This is a genomic window from Streptomyces sp. NBC_00091, from assembly GCF_026343185.1.
Lineage (GTDB): Bacteria > Actinomycetota > Actinomycetes > Streptomycetales > Streptomycetaceae > Streptomyces.
Genome location: NZ_JAPEMA010000003.1, coordinates 118,404 through 134,738, shown reverse-complemented (window position 1 = coordinate 134,738; position 16,335 = coordinate 118,404). Strand labels below are relative to the sequence as shown.

At 75.1% G+C, this 16,335-nt stretch carries 11 protein-coding genes; 9 read left to right on the top strand and 2 right to left on the bottom strand.

The genetic code is table 11. The annotated features are described in order from the left end of the window. Positions 1 to 45: 45 nt before the first annotated feature. Both OOK34_RS31860 and OOK34_RS31855 read right to left on the bottom strand, forming a co-directional pair. Complete coding sequence (locus OOK34_RS31860) at positions 46 to 495, bottom strand: nuclear transport factor 2 family protein (protein WP_267037619.1); 450 nt, start codon at positions 493 to 495, stop codon at positions 46 to 48. A gap of 11 nt (positions 496 to 506) precedes the next feature. Next, positions 507 to 950 carry a nuclear transport factor 2 family protein gene (locus tag OOK34_RS31855; RefSeq protein ID WP_267037618.1) on the bottom strand — a complete coding sequence of 148 codons (444 nt, stop codon included), beginning with the start codon at positions 948 to 950 and terminating at the stop codon, positions 507 to 509. Positions 951 to 1,159: 209 nt separating this feature from the next. Here OOK34_RS31855 and OOK34_RS31850 point away from each other — a divergent pair, with 209 nt between their 5' ends. The 9 genes from OOK34_RS31850 (at position 1,160) to OOK34_RS31810 (ending at position 16,330) form a co-directional block, all read left to right on the top strand. Then, on the top strand, positions 1,160 to 2,596 hold the full coding sequence (locus OOK34_RS31850; RefSeq protein WP_267037617.1) for an NAD(P)/FAD-dependent oxidoreductase: 1,437 nt from the start codon (positions 1,160 to 1,162) through the stop codon (positions 2,594 to 2,596). Positions 2,597 to 2,762: 166 nt separating this feature from the next. Further along, positions 2,763 to 5,555: a LuxR family transcriptional regulator gene (locus OOK34_RS31845; RefSeq protein WP_267037616.1), complete on the top strand. Its 2,793-nt coding sequence runs from the start codon at positions 2,763 to 2,765 to the stop codon at positions 5,553 to 5,555. A 51-nt stretch (positions 5,556 to 5,606) separates the two neighbouring features. Further along, positions 5,607 to 7,652 (top strand): APC family permease, encoded by a 2,046-nt coding sequence (locus OOK34_RS31840; RefSeq protein WP_267037615.1) that lies wholly within the window; start codon positions 5,607 to 5,609, stop codon positions 7,650 to 7,652. A gap of 83 nt (positions 7,653 to 7,735) precedes the next feature. Beyond that, a complete protein-coding gene (locus OOK34_RS31835) occupies positions 7,736 to 9,496 on the top strand; it encodes a fatty acyl-AMP ligase (protein ID WP_267037614.1) in 1,761 nt (586 codons plus the stop codon). A gap of 107 nt (positions 9,497 to 9,603) precedes the next feature. After that, positions 9,604 to 11,415, top strand: coding sequence for an acyl-CoA dehydrogenase (locus tag OOK34_RS31830; protein WP_267037613.1), 1,812 nt, complete (start codon positions 9,604 to 9,606; stop codon positions 11,413 to 11,415). Continuing rightward, positions 11,412 to 13,127 carry an acyl-CoA dehydrogenase gene (locus tag OOK34_RS31825; RefSeq protein WP_267037612.1) on the top strand — a complete coding sequence of 572 codons (1,716 nt, stop codon included), beginning with the start codon at positions 11,412 to 11,414 and terminating at the stop codon, positions 13,125 to 13,127. Before OOK34_RS31830 ends, OOK34_RS31825 begins: the two co-directional genes overlap by 4 nt. Positions 13,128 to 13,204: 77 nt before the next feature. Further along, a complete protein-coding gene (locus tag OOK34_RS31820; protein WP_267037611.1) occupies positions 13,205 to 13,492 on the top strand; it encodes an acyl carrier protein in 288 nt (95 codons plus the stop codon). After that, on the top strand, positions 13,489 to 15,279 hold the full coding sequence (locus tag OOK34_RS31815) for an ABC transporter ATP-binding protein/permease (protein WP_267037610.1): 1,791 nt from the start codon (positions 13,489 to 13,491) through the stop codon (positions 15,277 to 15,279). The genes OOK34_RS31820 and OOK34_RS31815 overlap by 4 nt, the downstream gene beginning before the upstream one ends. A 289-nt stretch (positions 15,280 to 15,568) precedes the next feature. Beyond that, a complete protein-coding gene (locus tag OOK34_RS31810; protein ID WP_267037609.1) occupies positions 15,569 to 16,330 on the top strand; it encodes a thioesterase II family protein in 762 nt (253 codons plus the stop codon). The last annotated feature ends 5 nt before the right edge of the window (positions 16,331 to 16,335 follow it).

Genomic DNA, 16,335 nt, shown 5'->3' with positions numbered 1-16,335 from the left:
GGAGATCTCCGGTGCGGACGGCCTCTTCGTACGGACCGCTCTGTCTCACTCCTCGCCGGGGTCGAGCAGCGACAGGTCCGACTTCCCCCAGTACACCCACACCGCTTCGATGAGACCGTGCGAGCCGGTCCGGAAGATGCTGGTGAGCGCGAATTTGATGCGCTTGCGGAACGGGTCCGCGGGCTTGTCCAGATATCCGTGCTTCGTCAGCGTGGGGCCCAGTGGCAGATAATTCATGTACACCGAGACCGGAATGGCCACGTGCAGGCCGTCCTGTGCGGCCACCGGAACGCCGGCGACATCCACCGTTTTCGCTTCCGCGGCCCGCTGGAAATGCACGCGCAATTCGTCGTGCCCGATCATCGGAACCGAACCGACCGGATCCTCGAAGCGCACGTCCTTCGTGTACAGCTCCAGCATGTGGTCCACGTTGCCGCTGCTCATGCGACGGCAGTGCTCCAGTGCCAGTTCCTTGCGAGCCGCCTCGTCCAGCATTTCTTCCTCCCCTAAGCCGCGTCGGCGAGGGAGACGTCGCTCGCCCCCCAGTAGGCCTTCATGTCCTCGATCAGCCCGTCGTCCCCGGCCCGGATCACCATCAGGAAGCGGAACAGCATCCGCTGCCGCGAGGGATCGGCCGGAACCGGCAGTACGCCGTGCTGCGTCAGGATCGGCCCGAGCGGCAGGTAGTCCATCGTGGCGGCGACCGGAACGGCGGCGTGGCGCCCGTCCTGGGCCGCCACCGGCGGTCCCGGCACCTCCACCGCGTTGCTGGCCACCGCACCGGTCGCGTGCGCGCGCAGCGCCGCGTGGCCCTGCTGCACCCCGGCGCCCACGGGGTCCTCGAAGCGGACGTCCGGCGAGTACAGCTTCAGCAGCCCCTCGACGTCCCCCGCGTTGACCCGGCGCGTGTGTTCCAGGATCAGGTCTTTCAGCGCCGCCTCGTCCAGCATGAATTCTTCTCCTTTCGGCAGGCCAGACCATCGTGGCGGCGGCCGCGCCGATCCCGCCATAGGCGCCTTGTTTGATAGGGGTTCGTAGGGGTTCAGGGCATTGTGGGCGAGTGCTAGCGTCGCGGGGATCGGGAATGCCTGCACCGGCTCCCGGGAATTCGAATTCGACGGTGCGCAAGGCGTCTGACGGATGGAAGGGTCACGCACTCATGACCGCAGAAACACGCGCCGTAGTAATCGGCGGCGGCCTGGCCGGAATGCTGGCATCCGCGGTGCTCGCGCGGCACGTGGACCGCGTCACCGTGGTGGAACGGGACGTGTTCCCCGAGGGGCCGGAACTGCGCAAGGGCGTCCCCCAGGCGCGCCACGCCCACCTCCTGTGGTCCGGCGGCGCCCGCGCCATCGAGTCCCTGCTGCCCGGCACCCTCAAGGAGCTGGCCGACCAGGGCGCCCACCGCCTCTACCTGCCGCGCGACATCGTCTGGTTCACCCCGTACGGCTGGCAGACCCGCTTCCCCGGCAGCCAGTTCATGATCACCGCCAGCCGGGCCCTGCTCGACTGGGTGGTCCGCGAGCAGGCGCTGAAGAACCCCAGGATCGAGGTGCGCCAGCAGACCGGCGTCACCGGCCTCACCGGCTCCGCCGCCCGCGTCACCGGCGTGCGCCTGCGCGACGCCGAGGGCCACGAGAGCGAGCTCGCCGCCGACTTCGTCGTCGACACCGGCGGGCGCCCCTCCCAGACCCTCAAGTGGCTGCCCGAGCTGGGCCTGCCGGAGGTCGAGGAGGACGTCGTCGACACGGGCATCGCCTACGCCACCCGCGTCTACCAGGCCCCCGCCGGCGCCGAGACCTTCCCGATGGTGAACGTCGCCGCCGACCCCGCCACCGGCGAGCCCGGCCGCAACGGCGCCCTCGTCCCCATCGAGGGCGGCCGCTGGCTGGTCACCCTCGCCGGCACCCGCGGCGCCGAACCCCCCACCGGGGACGAGGAGTTCATCCCCTTCGCGCGCAGCCTGCGCCACCCGGTCATCGCCGACCTGCTGGAGCGCGCCGAACCGCTCGGCCCCGTCCAGGGATCCCGCTCCACCGTCAACCGCCGCCGCTACTACGAGCGCCTCGCCACCTGGCCCGAGGGCCTGCTGGTGCTCGGCGACGCCCTCGCCGCCTTCAACCCCGTCTACGGGCACGGCATGAGCTGCGCGGCCCTCAGCGCCCGCGCGCTGGACACCGCCCTGACCCGCGGCGGCCTGGGCGACGGCACGGCCGACGCCGCCCGGCACGCGGTCGCCAAGGTCGTCGACGACCCGTGGCTGCTCGCCACCACCCAGGACATCTGCTACCCCGGCACCCGCAACCACGCCAAGGACCCGCGGATCGCCCCGCGCCCCCAGGACGCCCAGCAGTTCGCCGACCTGCTCGGCACCGCCGCCCTGTACGACCCGGTCGTCAACGCGGCGGCCATGCAGGTCACCTCGCTCGCCGCGCCCGTGGCCAGCCTGGAGTCCCCGCACCTGGTCGCCGCCCTGCGCAAGGCGGGAGCGGCCGGCGCGTTCACCGAACTGGACGGCCCTCCCTTCAGCCCGGCCGAGCGGGCCGTCATCGCCGCCGCCGAGGACACCGGAGCACCCGCCCTGACCGGCGCGTAGCACGCCGCACCTGCCCGCACCCCGTCCACCCCCGAAAAGGGCGTGATCATTCCTGCCGCATTTCCTGCCGGGCAACTAGTGGCCAGCGCGAAGCCGGTCGGCCCCAGCGGTTCTCAAGGCATCGTTTGCTGCGGTTCGAGGCAAAGCAATGCGGAGGGGGCGGACCATGAGGCTCAGGTGCAGGGAAGACGTGTGCGCGCAGCTCGAAGGCGCGCTGACGGCATGTACGTCCGCAACGGCGGGCGTCGTGCTCCTGGAAGGGGCGGTGGGCTGCGGGAAGACGGAAATGCTCCTGCACGTGGCCGAAAGGGCCGAGCGGCTCGGAGCCCTGGTGCTCCGGGCCGCCGGCTCCGCCCAGGAGCGCGACGTCCCCTACGGAGTCCTGCGCCAGCTGACCGCGGGACTGCCCGCCGACACCCTGCCCACCGGCACCCTCCCGGCCGAAGCCGCCGGCCGGGAGCCGCTCGGCGGACGCGAGCTCATCCAGGCGCTGCGCACCGCCGCGGACCGGACTCCGGTCGTCGTGTGCGTGGACGACCTCCACCACACCGACCCCGCCTCCCTCGACCGGCTGCTGGACGTCGCCCGCGCCGTACGCGGCGAGCGGCTCCTGCTGGTGCTGGCCGACGCGCCCCACGAGCACGCCGAGAGCCCGCTCGCACGCACCGAGTTCCTGCGCCACCCCGGCTTCACCCGGATCCTGCTCGGGCGGCTCGACGAGCCGGGGACGGCGGCCCTGCTGGAAGACCACACCGGCCGTCCCGCGACCGCCGCCGACACCGCCTGGCTGCACGGCGCCACCGGCGGCAACCCGCTGCTGCTGCGGGCCCTGCTCAGCGAACGGCCCCGCTCCGTACGCGGCCCCGCCGACCGGTGGCCGGAACCCGCACCGGGCGGCCCCTTCACCCAGGCCGCGCTGACCTGCCTGCACCGCGACGGCGCGGACTCCCGCACGCTCGCCGTGGCCCTCGCCGTCCTCGGCGACGACGCCACCCCCGAACTGACGGCCCGGCTCGCCGGCACCGGCCCCACCGCCGCCGCCCGCGCGGCCGCCGCCCTGGAGGCCTCCGGGCTCACCGAGGACGGCCGCCTGCGCCATCCCGCCGTCGCCGCCGCCGTCCTCGACGGAGTCTCCCGGCACGAGCTGGCCCTGCTGCGCACCCGCGCCGCCCACGTGCTCCACGAGTCGGGCGCCCGCGCCGCCGCCGTCGCCCCGCACCTGCTCGCCGCCGCCGAGGCCGGCGCCGGCCCGGAGGAGGCACCGCGCGGCGACTGGCCCGTCCAGGTCCTGCGCGAGGCCGCCCTCCAGGTCCTGGTCGACGACGAGGAGTGCGACCACGCCGCCGCCTGCCTGGAACTCGCCCGCACCCTGTGCGCCGACGAGCAGACCGGCTGGGAGATCGGCCTCCAGCTGGCCGCGGTGACCTGGCGCAAGCACCCCGCCGCCGCCGAACGCCACCTGGACGGCCCGCTCGCCGCACTGCGCCGCGGCGCCCTCGGCCCCGCCGCGGCGGGCCGGCTCGCCCGGCTGCTCGTCGCCCAGGGCCGCATCGAGGACGCGGCCGAGGCCCTCGAACGCATGGCGGACCCGCGCGCGGCCGCCCGTACCACCCGCGAGGACCCGCTGCGCGAACTGTTCGCACTGCCCCCCGCCGCGGCCTCCGCGGCCCCCTCCGCCCCGGCCGCCGGCCCCGGCGCGCCCGGCGACCACCCGGGCGGCCCCGCCCGGACCGGCACCGCCGAACTGCGCTCCTCGGCCGCCCTGTGGACCCACCCCGACGGCGCCGGCGACGAACAGGCCGCCGAGCGCCTTCTCACGGGCACCCCGCTGGCCCACGCCACCTTCGACCCCATCGTCCAGGCCGTCCGCACCCTGGTGCACGCCGACCGCCCCGACCGGGCCGTCGTCTGGTGCCGGCGCCTGCAGGCCGAGACCCAGCCCGCCGGCTCCCCCGGCTGGCAGTCCGTGTTCGGGCTCGTGCACTCCGAGGCGCTGCTGCGCCTGGGCGACCTCGCCGGCGCCGAACGCGAGGCCTCCGCCGCCGTGGACGCCGTCGCCGACCGGGGCGGACTCTTCCTCTTCGGCCCCGTCGCCACCCTCGTCACCGCCCTCACCGCGATGGGCCGCTACGACGCCGTGGCCCGCCGCCTCCAGATGCCCGTGCCCGAGGAGCTCTTCTCGAGCGTCTACGCCCTCAACTACCTCAGGGCGCGCGGCTACTACTACCTGGCCACCCACCGCCACCGCGCGGCGCTCGGCGAGTTCCTCGACGCCGGCCGGCTCGCCCAGCGCTGGGGCCTGGACCGGCCGCGCCAGCTCCCCTGGCGCACCGACGCCGCCGAGGCCCTGCTGCGGCTCGGCGAACACCGCCAGGCCGAACGCTTCGTCGTGGAACAGCTCGCCACCTCGGGCGTGCGCAGCCCCCGCGTCCGCGGAGTCTCCCTGCGGCTGCGCGCGGCCACCTCCGAACTGCGCCAGCGCCCCAAACTGCTCACCCGGGCCGTCGACGAACTCAGCCGCTCCGGCGACCGGCTGGAACTGGCCAAGGCCCTCGCCGACCTCGGCCGCGCCCTGCTGCTGCTCGGCGAGGGCACCCGGGCCGGCATGGTCACCCGCCGGGCCTGGCACCTGGCCGCCGACTGCGGGGCCGTGCCGCTGTGCGGGCAGATCATGCCGGGCCAGACCGGCACCGAACAGCGCACCGAGCCCGTTCAGCGCACCGAGGAGACCCCGGAGACCGAGCAGCTCAGCGAGTCCGAGCGGCGGGTCGCCGCGCTCGCCGCGTACGGCTACACCAACCGGGAGATCTCCGCGAAGCTCTACGTCACCGTGAGCACCGTCGAGCAGCACCTCACCCGCGCCTACCGCAAGCTCGGCATCTCACGCCGTCAGGACCTGCCCATGAGCCTGCAGTTCGACAGCCTCGAGAGCGCCTTCCCCGGCGTAGGGGTCGCGTAGGGGCCGGAAGGGGAGGGGGCGGGACGCGGCCACTGCCTAGCATCGGTCGACGTGTCCACCATTACTGACCTGACCAAGCGGGTTCTGCTGGGACGCGCGCTGCGCAGCGAGCAGCAGCACGGCCAACTGCTGCCCAAGAGGATCGCCTTGCCGATCTTCGCCAGCGACGCCCTCTCCTCCGTGGCCTACGCGCCGCAGGAGATCATGCTCACCCTGGGCGTGGCTGGAATCGCGGCGTACCACTACACCCCGTGGATCGCCGGAGTCGTGGTGGTGGTGCTGCTGACCGTCGTCGCCTCCTACCGGCAGAACGTCCGCGCCTACACCAGCGGCGGCGGCGACTTCGAGGTGGCCAACACCAACCTCGGCGAACGCTCCGGCCTGATGGTGGCCGCCGCGCTGCTGTGCGACTACGTGCTGACCGTCGCCGTATCGGTGTCGGCGGCCATGGAGAACCTCGGCGCGAGCATCCCCTTCCTGGGGGACCACCGCGTCGAGGCCGCGATCGCGGTGGTCGTCCTGATCGCCCTGATGAACCTGCGCGGCGTCCGCGAGTCGGGCGCCGCGTTCGCGATCCCCACCTACGCCTTCATGCTCGCCGTCCTCGGCATGATCGTCTGGGGTGCGATACGGATGCTCGGCGGCGACGAGCTCCGGGCGGAGACCGCCGACCTGACCATCCAGGGAGAGAGCGCCGGCCTCGCCGGATTCGCCCTCGCCTTCCTCGTCCTGCGGGCCTTCTCCTCCGGCTGCACCGCGCTCACCGGCGTGGAGGCCATCAGCAACGGCGTCCCGGCCTTCCGCCGGCCCAAGGGCGAGAACGCCGCGACCACCCTGGTCCTCCTCGGCGTCCTCGGCGTCACCATGTTCGTCGGGGTGACCGCCCTCGCCTACAAGACGGGCGCCAAGTTCGCCGACCCGGCGCACGGCAGCCGCCTCGTCGATCCGGTCACGGGCGCGGACGCAGGCGTCCCCCACCCGGTGATCGCCCAGGTTGCCAAGACCGTCTTCGAGGGCTTCTCACCGGCGTTCTACTTCGTCACGGTGATGACCGGCATCATCCTCGTCCTCGCCGCGAACACCGCCTTCAACGGCTTCCCGGTGCTCGGCTCGATCCTCGCCCGCAGCCGCTTCATGCCGCGCCAGCTGCACACCCGCGGCGACCGCCTCGCCTTCAGCAACGGCATCGTCATCCTCGCCGCCGCGGCCGCGCTGCTCATCTACGCCTACGACGCGGCCGTCACCCAGCTCATCCCGCTCTACACGGTCGGCGTGTTCGTCTCCTTCACCATCAGCCAGATCGGCATGGTCCGGCACTGGAACCGGCTGCTGCCCGGCGCCGTCGACGCCCGCGGCCGCACCGCGATGCGCCGGGCCCGCGCCATCAACGCCGTCGGCGCCTGCATCACCGGCCTGGTGCTGGCCGTCGTCCTCGCGACCAAGTTCGTCAGCGGCGCCTGGCTGGTCTGCCTGGCCATGGCCGGCCTCTACGCGCTGATGCGGGTCATCCGACGCCACTACGACCGGGTCGCGGAGGAACTGGAACCCGACGACGACAAGCCGGTGGCCACCCTCCCCGGCCGGATGCACGTCATCGTCCTCGTCTCACAGCTGCACAAGCCCACCATCCGGGCCGTGGAGTACGCCCACGCCCTGCGCCCCGACACCCTCCAGGCCGTCTCGGTCTCGGTCGACCCGGACGCGGCCGCCCAGCTGCGCGGGGAATGGGACCGCTCGGGCATGCCCGTACCGCTGGAGCTGCTCGACTCCCCGTACCGGGAGATCACCCGCCCGGTCCTGGAGTACGTCCACCGCTTCCGCACCGACCACCCGCGCGACGTGGTCGCGGTGTTCATCCCCGAGTACGTGGTGGGCCGCTGGTGGGAGAACCTGCTGCACAACCAGAGCGCCCTGCGCCTCAAGGCCCGGCTGCTGTTCCAGCCCGGCGTCATGGTCACCAGCGTCCCCTGGCAGCTCGCCTCCTCCGAACGGGCCGGAGGACGCCCGGAGCGCGCCGCGCCGGGATCCGTCCGCAAGTCCTCACCCCGCCACCCGGCCCCCGGCCCGGGCACCGGCCCCGCGGGGCCGCAGGACTGACACCGGGCCGCGGCACCGGCACCGACACCGCCGCCGAGCGGCCGCAGCGCCGGCCGGCCGTACGACAGGGGAGCAGCCAGCACATGGGGGAGCAGCGGATGGCGGACCAGGACACGGGCGGCGGCGACGCCTCGCTGACCCACCGCATCAGGCGGCGCGCCGCGGACGGCGGCGCCGACCGCTGGTGCACCTTCGGCGACGGCACGCCCGAGGGCGAACAGCGCCTGAGCCACACCGAACTCGACGCCCGGGCCGCCGCCCGCGCCGCCTGGCTCCAGGGCCTCGGCGCCGAGGGGAGCCGGGCCCTGCTGATGTACCCGGCGGGCCTGGAGTTCCTCGCCGCCTTCCTGGGCTGCCTGTACTCCCGCACGGTCGCGGTGCCCGCGCCGCTGCCCCTCACCGATCCGCGCGCCCTGGAGCGGGCCGCCCGCATCGTCGCCGACGCCGGGATCACCCTGCTGCTCACCGACGCCGGACACCTGGACCTGCTCACCGGCTGGCTGCGCGAGAGCGGGCTCGACGACCGGGTCACCTGCCTGGCCACCGACGCCGCCGAACTGCCCGCGCCCGAGGCCTGGACGGCGCCCCGCCTCGACCGGGACACCCTCGCGTACGTCCAGTACACCTCCGGTTCCACCAGCGCCCCCAAGGGCATCGCCATCACGCACGGCAACCTCCTGCACAACCTGGAGTCCATCCGCCGCTTCCTCGGCAGCCCGCGGACCGCGACGATCGCCGGATGGCTGCCGCACCACCACGACATGGGCCTGGTCGGCATGCTCCTGGAGCCGCTGTACGCCGGCTTCGACCTCGCCTTCACCGCGCCGGCCACCTTCGTGCTGCGGCCCGCGAAATGGCTGCGGGCCATCAGCCGGCACCGCGCCGACGTCATCGTCGCCCCCGACTTCGGCTACGACTGGTGCCTGCGCCGGATCCGGGACGCCGACCTCGACGGGCTCGACCTGTCCTGCGTCCGCGTCGCCCTCAACGGCGCCGAACCGGTCCGTCCCGCCACCCTGGCCGCCTTCGCCGAACGGCTCGCGCCCTGCGGCTTCGACCCCAAGGCCTGGGCCCCCGTCTACGGCATGGCCGAGGCCACCCTGCTGATCTCCGGGCCCCCGGCGGGCAGCGGCGCGCACACCGCGCACTTCGACGCCGGCGAGCTGGAACGGCACCGGGCCGTGCCCGCCGCCCCCGGCACCGGACGCGAACTGGTCTCCTGCGGGCCCCCGCTCCGCACGGACCTGCGCATCGTCGACCCCGCCACCCGCACCCCGCTCCCGGACGGGCACGTCGGCGAGATCTGGGCGGCCGGCGGCAGCGTCGCCTCCTCCTTCCGGCCGCCCGCCGAAGGCGACGAGGACCCCTTCCAGGGCCACACCGCCACCGGCGCGGGACCGTACCTGCGCACCGGCGACCTCGGCTTCCTGCGGGACGGCGAGCTGTACGTGACCGGCCGCCTCAAGGACGTCCTCATCGTCAACGGCCGCAACCTCTACCCCCAGGACATCGAGGCGGCCGCCCAGCGGCTGCACCCCGCGGCCGGGACCGCCGCCGCCTTCAGCGTCGACATCCACCGCGAACACGTCGTGGTGGTCCAGGAGGCCCGGGGCAGCCTGGACGGCGCCGAACACACCCGGCGGCTGCTCGCCGCCCTCGCGGGCGACTTCGGCATCCGCGGCGCCAACGTGGTCCTCGTACCGCGCGGCGGCGTCGAGCGCACCACCAGCGGGAAGATCCGGCGCCGCCGGATGCGCGAGCTGTTCCTCGCCGGCCGCCTCACCCCCCTGCACGCCGACCTCGAACCCGAGCTCCACGACCTCATGGCCGCCCTAGCGCTGTGACCGGAAAGGTTCGCCGGGCAGCGCCCCCCGGCAAACCTTTCCGGCCACAGCACTTGGCGTGGCCACCGGCTGACCCGGGCAGCGCCCGGGGAAGGGCAGACACGACCGTGCACTACGCACCCCTGGCCGCCGCCGAGGCCTTCGAGCGGTCCCTCGGCGACCCCCACGATCCCGCACGGCCGTTCTCCTTCGCCCGCGGCAGCGCCCTCGACGCGGCGGAGGAGTTCCCCGAGGCCGCCTGCGCCCTCCTGGACTCGCTCCGGCTGCACCACCACTACGTGCCCGAGCGCCACGGCGGACGGCTCACCTCGTACGAGGACGTGCTCCAGCTGGTCCGGATGGTGGCCCGCCGCGACCTGACCGTGGCCGTCGCCCACGGCAAGACCTTCCTCGGCGCGGTCTGCGCCTGGGTCGGCGCCGACGACGCGCAGGCCCGGGCCCTCGGCGCGCGCATCCTCGCCGGGGACGCCGTCGCCTGGGGGCTCACCGAACGCGACCACGGCAGCGACCTGATGGCGGGCGAGGTCACGGCCGCGTTCCGGCCCGGCGACAGCGACGGCGACAGCGACGGCGGCGACGGCGGTGGCGACGGTGGCGACGGCGGCTACCGGCTCAGCGGGGAGAAGTGGCTGATCAACAACGCCACCCGGGGCCGGCTCGTGGCCGTGCTCGCCCGCACCGACCCCGACCCGGACGCCGGCGGCCGCGCCTTCGACGTGCTGCTCGCCGACAAGGACGCCCTGCCGCCCGGCACGTACCGCACCCTGCCCAAGGTCCGCACCCTCGGCATCCGCGGCGCGGACATCAGCGGCATCGCCTTCGACGCGGCCCCGCTCCCCGCCTCGGCCCGCATGGGCGCGCCCGGCACGGGCCTGGCCACCGTCCTCAAGGGCCTCCAGCTCACCCGCACCCTGTGCGCCTCCCTCGCGCTCGGCGCGGGCGACCACGCCCTGCGCATCGCCGTCCGCTGGGCCGCCCGGCGCGAGCTCTACGGACGCCGCCTGGACCAGCTGCCGCGCGCCCGCCGGGTCCTCGCCGACGCCTACGCCGACCAGCTGGCCGCCGAGGCCCTCGCCGTGGTCGCCACCCGTACGCTGCACACCGCGCCCGGCGAACTCGCCGCGCTGAGCGCCGCCGTCAAGTACCTGCTGCCGGTCCGCGCCGAGGCCTCCGTGGCGGCCCTCGGTGAACTGCTCGGCGCCCGCTCCCTGCTCAGCGGCCCGGACGCCCACGCCCAGGGCCGCTTCGAGAAGGTCCGGCGCGACGCGGGCATCGTCGCCCTCTTCGACGGCAGCACGGTCGTCAACCTGCACGCCATCGTCTCGCAGTTCCCCCTCCTGGCCCGGGCCCCGGGCCGCGGCGGCGCCGCCGGCGAGCCCGGCGCCGCGACCGACCTGACCCGCCCGCTGCCGCCCTTCGACCCCGCCGGCCTCGACCTCGTCGCCCGCCGCGGCTGCGCCGCCCTGCGCGCCCTGCCCGCCGTGGCCGACGACGTCGAGGCCCTGGCCCGCCGGCGCCCGGAACTCGCGGACTGCGCCGCGCTCGTACGGCGGCTCGCCGGCACGGCCGCCGCCGTGCACGCGCGGCTCGCCGCCCTGCCCCCGGCCTCCCGCACCCCCTCCGCCGAGCACTTCCGCACCGCCGAGGACTGGGCCCGGTGCCTGCACGGGGCCGCCGCCGCCGGACTCTGGCTGGCCTCCCACCCGTACGCCACCGGCGAGCACGCCGAGGACGGCCTGTGGAGCGACGGACTGTGGCTGCGCGCCGTACTGCGCCGCCTGCTCGGCGAACTCGGCGCGCCGCAGCCGCCGGACGGCGCGGACGAGGACGCCCTGCTGGCCCACCTGTGGCGCCAGGAGCGCGACGGCGCGCTGTTCTCCCTCTTCCCCTGCCGGCTCGCCGAAGGAGCCCGCGCATGACCGCCACCACCGCGACCGCCGCCACGACCACCGACACCGCCCCGCCCTGTCTGGAGACCCTGTTCGGCGACCCCCGCGATCCGGCCAACCCCCTGGGCGACGCCGCCGTGCTCGCCGCCGACGAGCGCGGCGAACTCCTCGCCCGGGGCGAGGAACTGCTGCGCTCCTGGGGCTTCCACGCCGAGTTCGTGCCCACCGCCCTCGGCGGCCGCCTCGGGGCCGCCGACGCCCTGGTGCGCAGGCTCCGCCCCGTCTTCCGCCGGGACGTCTCCCTGGGCCTGGGCCACGGGGTCACCTCCCTGATGGCCGCCGTCAACGTATGGACCGCGGGCGGCGAGGCCCAGCGCCGGCGCACCGCCGACCTGCTGCTGGCCGGCGGCCGCCTCTCCGTCGCCTACCACGAGCCCGCCCACGGCAACGACCTGATGCGCAACGCCTTCCGGGCCGACCCGCACCCCGGCGGCTACCGCCTCAGCGGCACCAAGCAGCTCATCAACAACATCGAACGGGCCGACGCGGCCGTGCTGTTCGCCCGCACCGACGACGCCGGCGGCCCCCGCGACCACTCCCTGCTCCTCCTGGAACCCGGCCACCTCGCCGCCCCCGGCCTGCGCCGCCTGCCCCGCACCCCCACCTCCGGCGTCCGCGGCGTCCGGCTCGGCGGACTGCGCGCCGACGACGCCACCGTCCCCGCCGACACCCTGCTCGGCCGCGCGGGCGGCGGCGCCGAACACGCCCTGCGCTCCTTCCAGATCACCCGCGCCGTCCTGCCCGGCCTCGCGGTCGCCCCCGTGGACACCGCCCTGCGCACCGTCACCCGCTTCGCCCGCGAACGCCGCCTCTACGGCACCACCGTCGCCGCCCTGCCGCACGCCGCCTCCGTCCTCGCCGCCGCCTACGCCGACCTGCTCGCCGCCGACGCGCTGGCCACCACCGCCGCCCGCGCCCTGCACCTGCTGCCCGGCCAGGCCTCCCTGCACACCGCCACCACCAAGTACCTGGTGCCCCGGCTGCTCGCCGACGCCATGGCCGGGCTGTCCGTGGTCCTGGGAGCCCGCTTCTACCTGCGCGAAGGACCGCACGCCCTGTTCGGCAAGCACCTGCGGGACCTTCCGGTCATCGCCCTGGGGCACGCCGGAGCCACCGCCTGCCTGCTGACCGTCATCCCCCAGCTGCCCGGCCTGGCCCGCCGCGCCTGGCTCGAGCCGGCCCAGCCCCCGGCCGCCCTCTTCGAGCCGGCGGCCCCGCTCGGCGCGCTCGACCCCGACGCCCTCGCGCTCACCGCGGCCGGCCGCGACGACCTCGGCGCCCTGCTGCTCGCCGCCCCCGACTGGCCCGAACTGCGCGCCGAACCCGCCCTCACCGCGCCCGCCGCCGCCCTGCGCGAGCTCGCCGCCGACAGCGGGCGGATCCCGCCCCGCGAACGCGGCCCGCTGGCCGGCCCCGAGACCTTCGCGCTGGCCGAGCGGTGCGCCCTGCTGCACGCGGCCGCCGCCTGCCTGGGCACCTGGCGGGCCGCCCACCGGCGCGGCGACCCCTTCCTCGGGGACACCGCCTGGCTGCGCGCCGCCCTGCTGCGGCTGACCGGACGCCTGCACGGCCGTCCCGGTCCGCTGCCGGAGCCGCTCACGGCCGCCCTGACGGCCGAACTCGCCGCCCGGACCGACGAGGGCCGCTCCCTGGACCTCGACCGGGTCCCCGTACTGACCTGACGTGACCCGACTCCCCGCCCCCCCCGCAACGGCGGTCCCCGCGCGGGACCGCCGCCGCCCTGCCCCAGGAGATTCCCGTGACCGCCGAAACAGATTTCGACGCCGTCGCCCACGACGCCCCGGCGATCCAGGAGTGGCTGATCGAGCAGATCGCCTTCTACGCCGAGATGGACCCGGCCGACATCGCGCCGGACGTCCGCCTGTCCTCGTACCGCATCGACTCGCTCTACGCGCTGAGCCTGTGCGCCGACATCGAGGACCGCTACGGCCTCCCCGTCGACGCCACCATCGCCTGGGACCATCCGACGGCCGAGGCCCTCAGCCGCCACGTGGCGGGCCGGCTGCTCGCCGAGCGTGACGCGTGATCCGGATCCGGGGCCTCACCCGCGTCCACCGCGACCGTCAGGGCCGCGAGGTGCGGGCCAACGACGGCATCGACCTGGACGTGCCGGACGGCCGGGTGTTCGGCCTGCTCGGCCCCAACGGCGCGGGCAAGACCACGCTCGTGCACCAGGTGCTGGGCCTGGTGAAGCCCACCTCCGGCACCCTCCACGTCGACGGCACCGACGTGGTCGCCGACCCCGACCGGGTCAAGGAGTCCGCCGGGTTCCTGCCGCAGACCCCGCTCGCCATGGACCTGATCGAGGTGCGCAGGGCCCTGCACTACACCGGCCGGCTCCGCGGCCAGAGCGAGCCCGACGCCCGCCGGCAGACCGCCGACCTGCTGGGCCGGCTCGGCCTGGAGGACAGCGCCGACCGCTACCTGCACCAGCTCAGCGGCGGCATGCGCCGGATGGCCAACCTCGGCATGGCCCTGATGGGCCGCCCCTCCCTGCTGGTCCTCGACGAGCCCACCAACGAGCTCGACCCCCGCCACCGCCGCCTGGTGTGGGACCTGGTCGCCGAGGAGAGCGAACGGCACGGCACCACCGTCCTGCTGGTCACCCACAACCTCCTGGAGGCCGAACAGGCCGTCCACGAGGTCGCCGTCCTGCGCGGCGGCCGTCTCATCGCCACCGGCACCCCCGACGAGCTGCACCGCCGGCTCGACCTGCGCCCCCGCATGGAGCTCACGGTCCGCCCGGACGCCCCGCTCACCCCCGCCGAACTCGACCGGCTCGGCCCGTTCGGCGCGGTCGAACGCGGCCCCCGGCCCGGCACCTGGACCGTGCACGCGGGGGCGGGCGCCGCGCCCGCCGTCCTCGGCATCGTCACCAGCGGCCACGCCCCCGAGCGCGTCGAGGAGTTCCGCCTCGCCAGGCCCACCCTGGAGCAGGTCTACCTCGGCCTCGACGACGGCCGCGAAGCCGCCCCGCCACCGGGCGCCGCCGCACCCGGGCCCGTACCCGCACCGCCGCCCGCACCGCCGCCCGTACCCGCCCCCGCGCGGCCCGCGGGGGAGCGGCTGCGGCGGGCCGCGACCGCCCTGAAGTTCCTGTGGCTGGAACAGATCCTCCAGGTGCGCACCACCTGGGTGTGGACCGCCGTCGTCGGCGTGCTGATGCCGATGGCCATGGTCTTCGGCCTGCCCCGGATCAGCGGCCGCGTCCCCGACCACGACACCCTCGTGACCGTCATCGGCGGCGCCGCGGTCTTCTCCGCCACCACCCAGGGCTTCAGCGCGCTCGCCATGGGCATCGGCATCATGAAGGCCGACGGCCGGATGCTGTACTACGCCTCGCTGCCGCTGAGCCGGACCTCCTTCGTCGCCGCCATCGTGCTCTCCCGGCTGCTGCTCGCCCTGCCCGGCCTGTGCGCGCCGCTCGTCGCGGGCGTCCTCCTCTACGACGACACCCTCGTCCCCTCCCCGCTCCTGCTGCTGGTGCTGCCCCTCGCCGCGCTCTCCCTCGCGGCCCTGGGCATCGCCGTCGGCAGCGCCCTGGAACGCGTGGAGACCATCGGCATGGTCACCAACCTCGTCACCTTCGTGCTGCTCCTGGCCTCGCCCGTGCTCGTCGCCCCGGACGCGCTGCCCGGGCCCGTACGGGCCTTCGGCATGCTCCTGCCGCCTACCTACGCCGCCGACGCGGTGCGGCGCGCCATCGACGGGAACACCGGCGCCCCCGTCGCCTTCGACCTCGCCGTCCTCGCCGTCGCGACCGCCGTCGGATTCCTGGCCACCGCCCGCTGGATCCGCTGGCGCACGGCCTAGTGCTGTGACCGGAATGGTTCACCGGGTCACGGCGTCCGGCACGGCACCTCGCCGCGTTGTCGGACCGCGCAAGTACGTCCAGTACGAGACGCGGTCCTCCGCCTTGCGATGCACCGCACCGGACACCGCGACCCGGCAAACCTTTCCGGCCACAGCACTAGGTCGGCGCCCCGCCGCCGCCGGCCCCGGACAGGGGTCGGCAGGGGCCCCGACAGGGGTGTGGCCCGCGCGAGCGCCGCCGTAACGTCGAGCGCGACGACACGTGTGAGCGAGCGATCTTGGGGGAACCGTGGTCCGTCGGCCTTGGGACGTGGAGTGCCCGGACGCACCCGTACGGCTGTTCTGCCTTCCGTGGGCCGGCGGCAGCGCCGTGACCTACCGCCGCGGCTGGCCCCAGGCACTGGCACCCGACGTCGACGTGCACGCCGTGGAACTGCCCGGCCGGGGCGCCGAGTTCGGCGAACCCCTGCTGCGCCGGGTGGAGCCGCTGCTCGACGCCCTGATGACGCGGATCGTCCCGCTCGTCGACCGGCCGTACGCGGTCTTCGGCCACAGCATGGGCTCCATGCTCGGCCTGGAACTCACCCGCCGCCTGGTCGGCGCCGGCCTGCCCGAACCCATCCGCATGTTCATGTCCGGCAGCGGCATGCCGGGCCGCCGCCCCCGCACCGAGGGCAGCCCGCTGCACGAACTGCCCGAGAACGAGTTCCGCGAGTGGCTGCGCAAGACCGGCGGGACCCCCGCCGAGGTGTTCCGCAACCCCGAACTCCTGGACCTCGTCTCGCCGCTGCTGCGCGCCGACTTCGAGCTCTGCGACGCCTACCGCTACCGGCCCGCACCGCCCTTCGGCTGCCCCGTCACCGCGATCGGCGGCGACAGCGACCCCTACGTCCCCGTCGACGCGCTCGCCGAGTGGGCCGAGATCACCACCGGGCCCTTCGACCGCCTGGTGCTGACCGGCGGCCACTTCGCCTTCCAGGAGCACCTGGACCGGGTCCAGGCCTTCGTCGCCGCCGCCCTGCGCAGCGCCGTGCGCGGCCTCACCCACTGATCCGG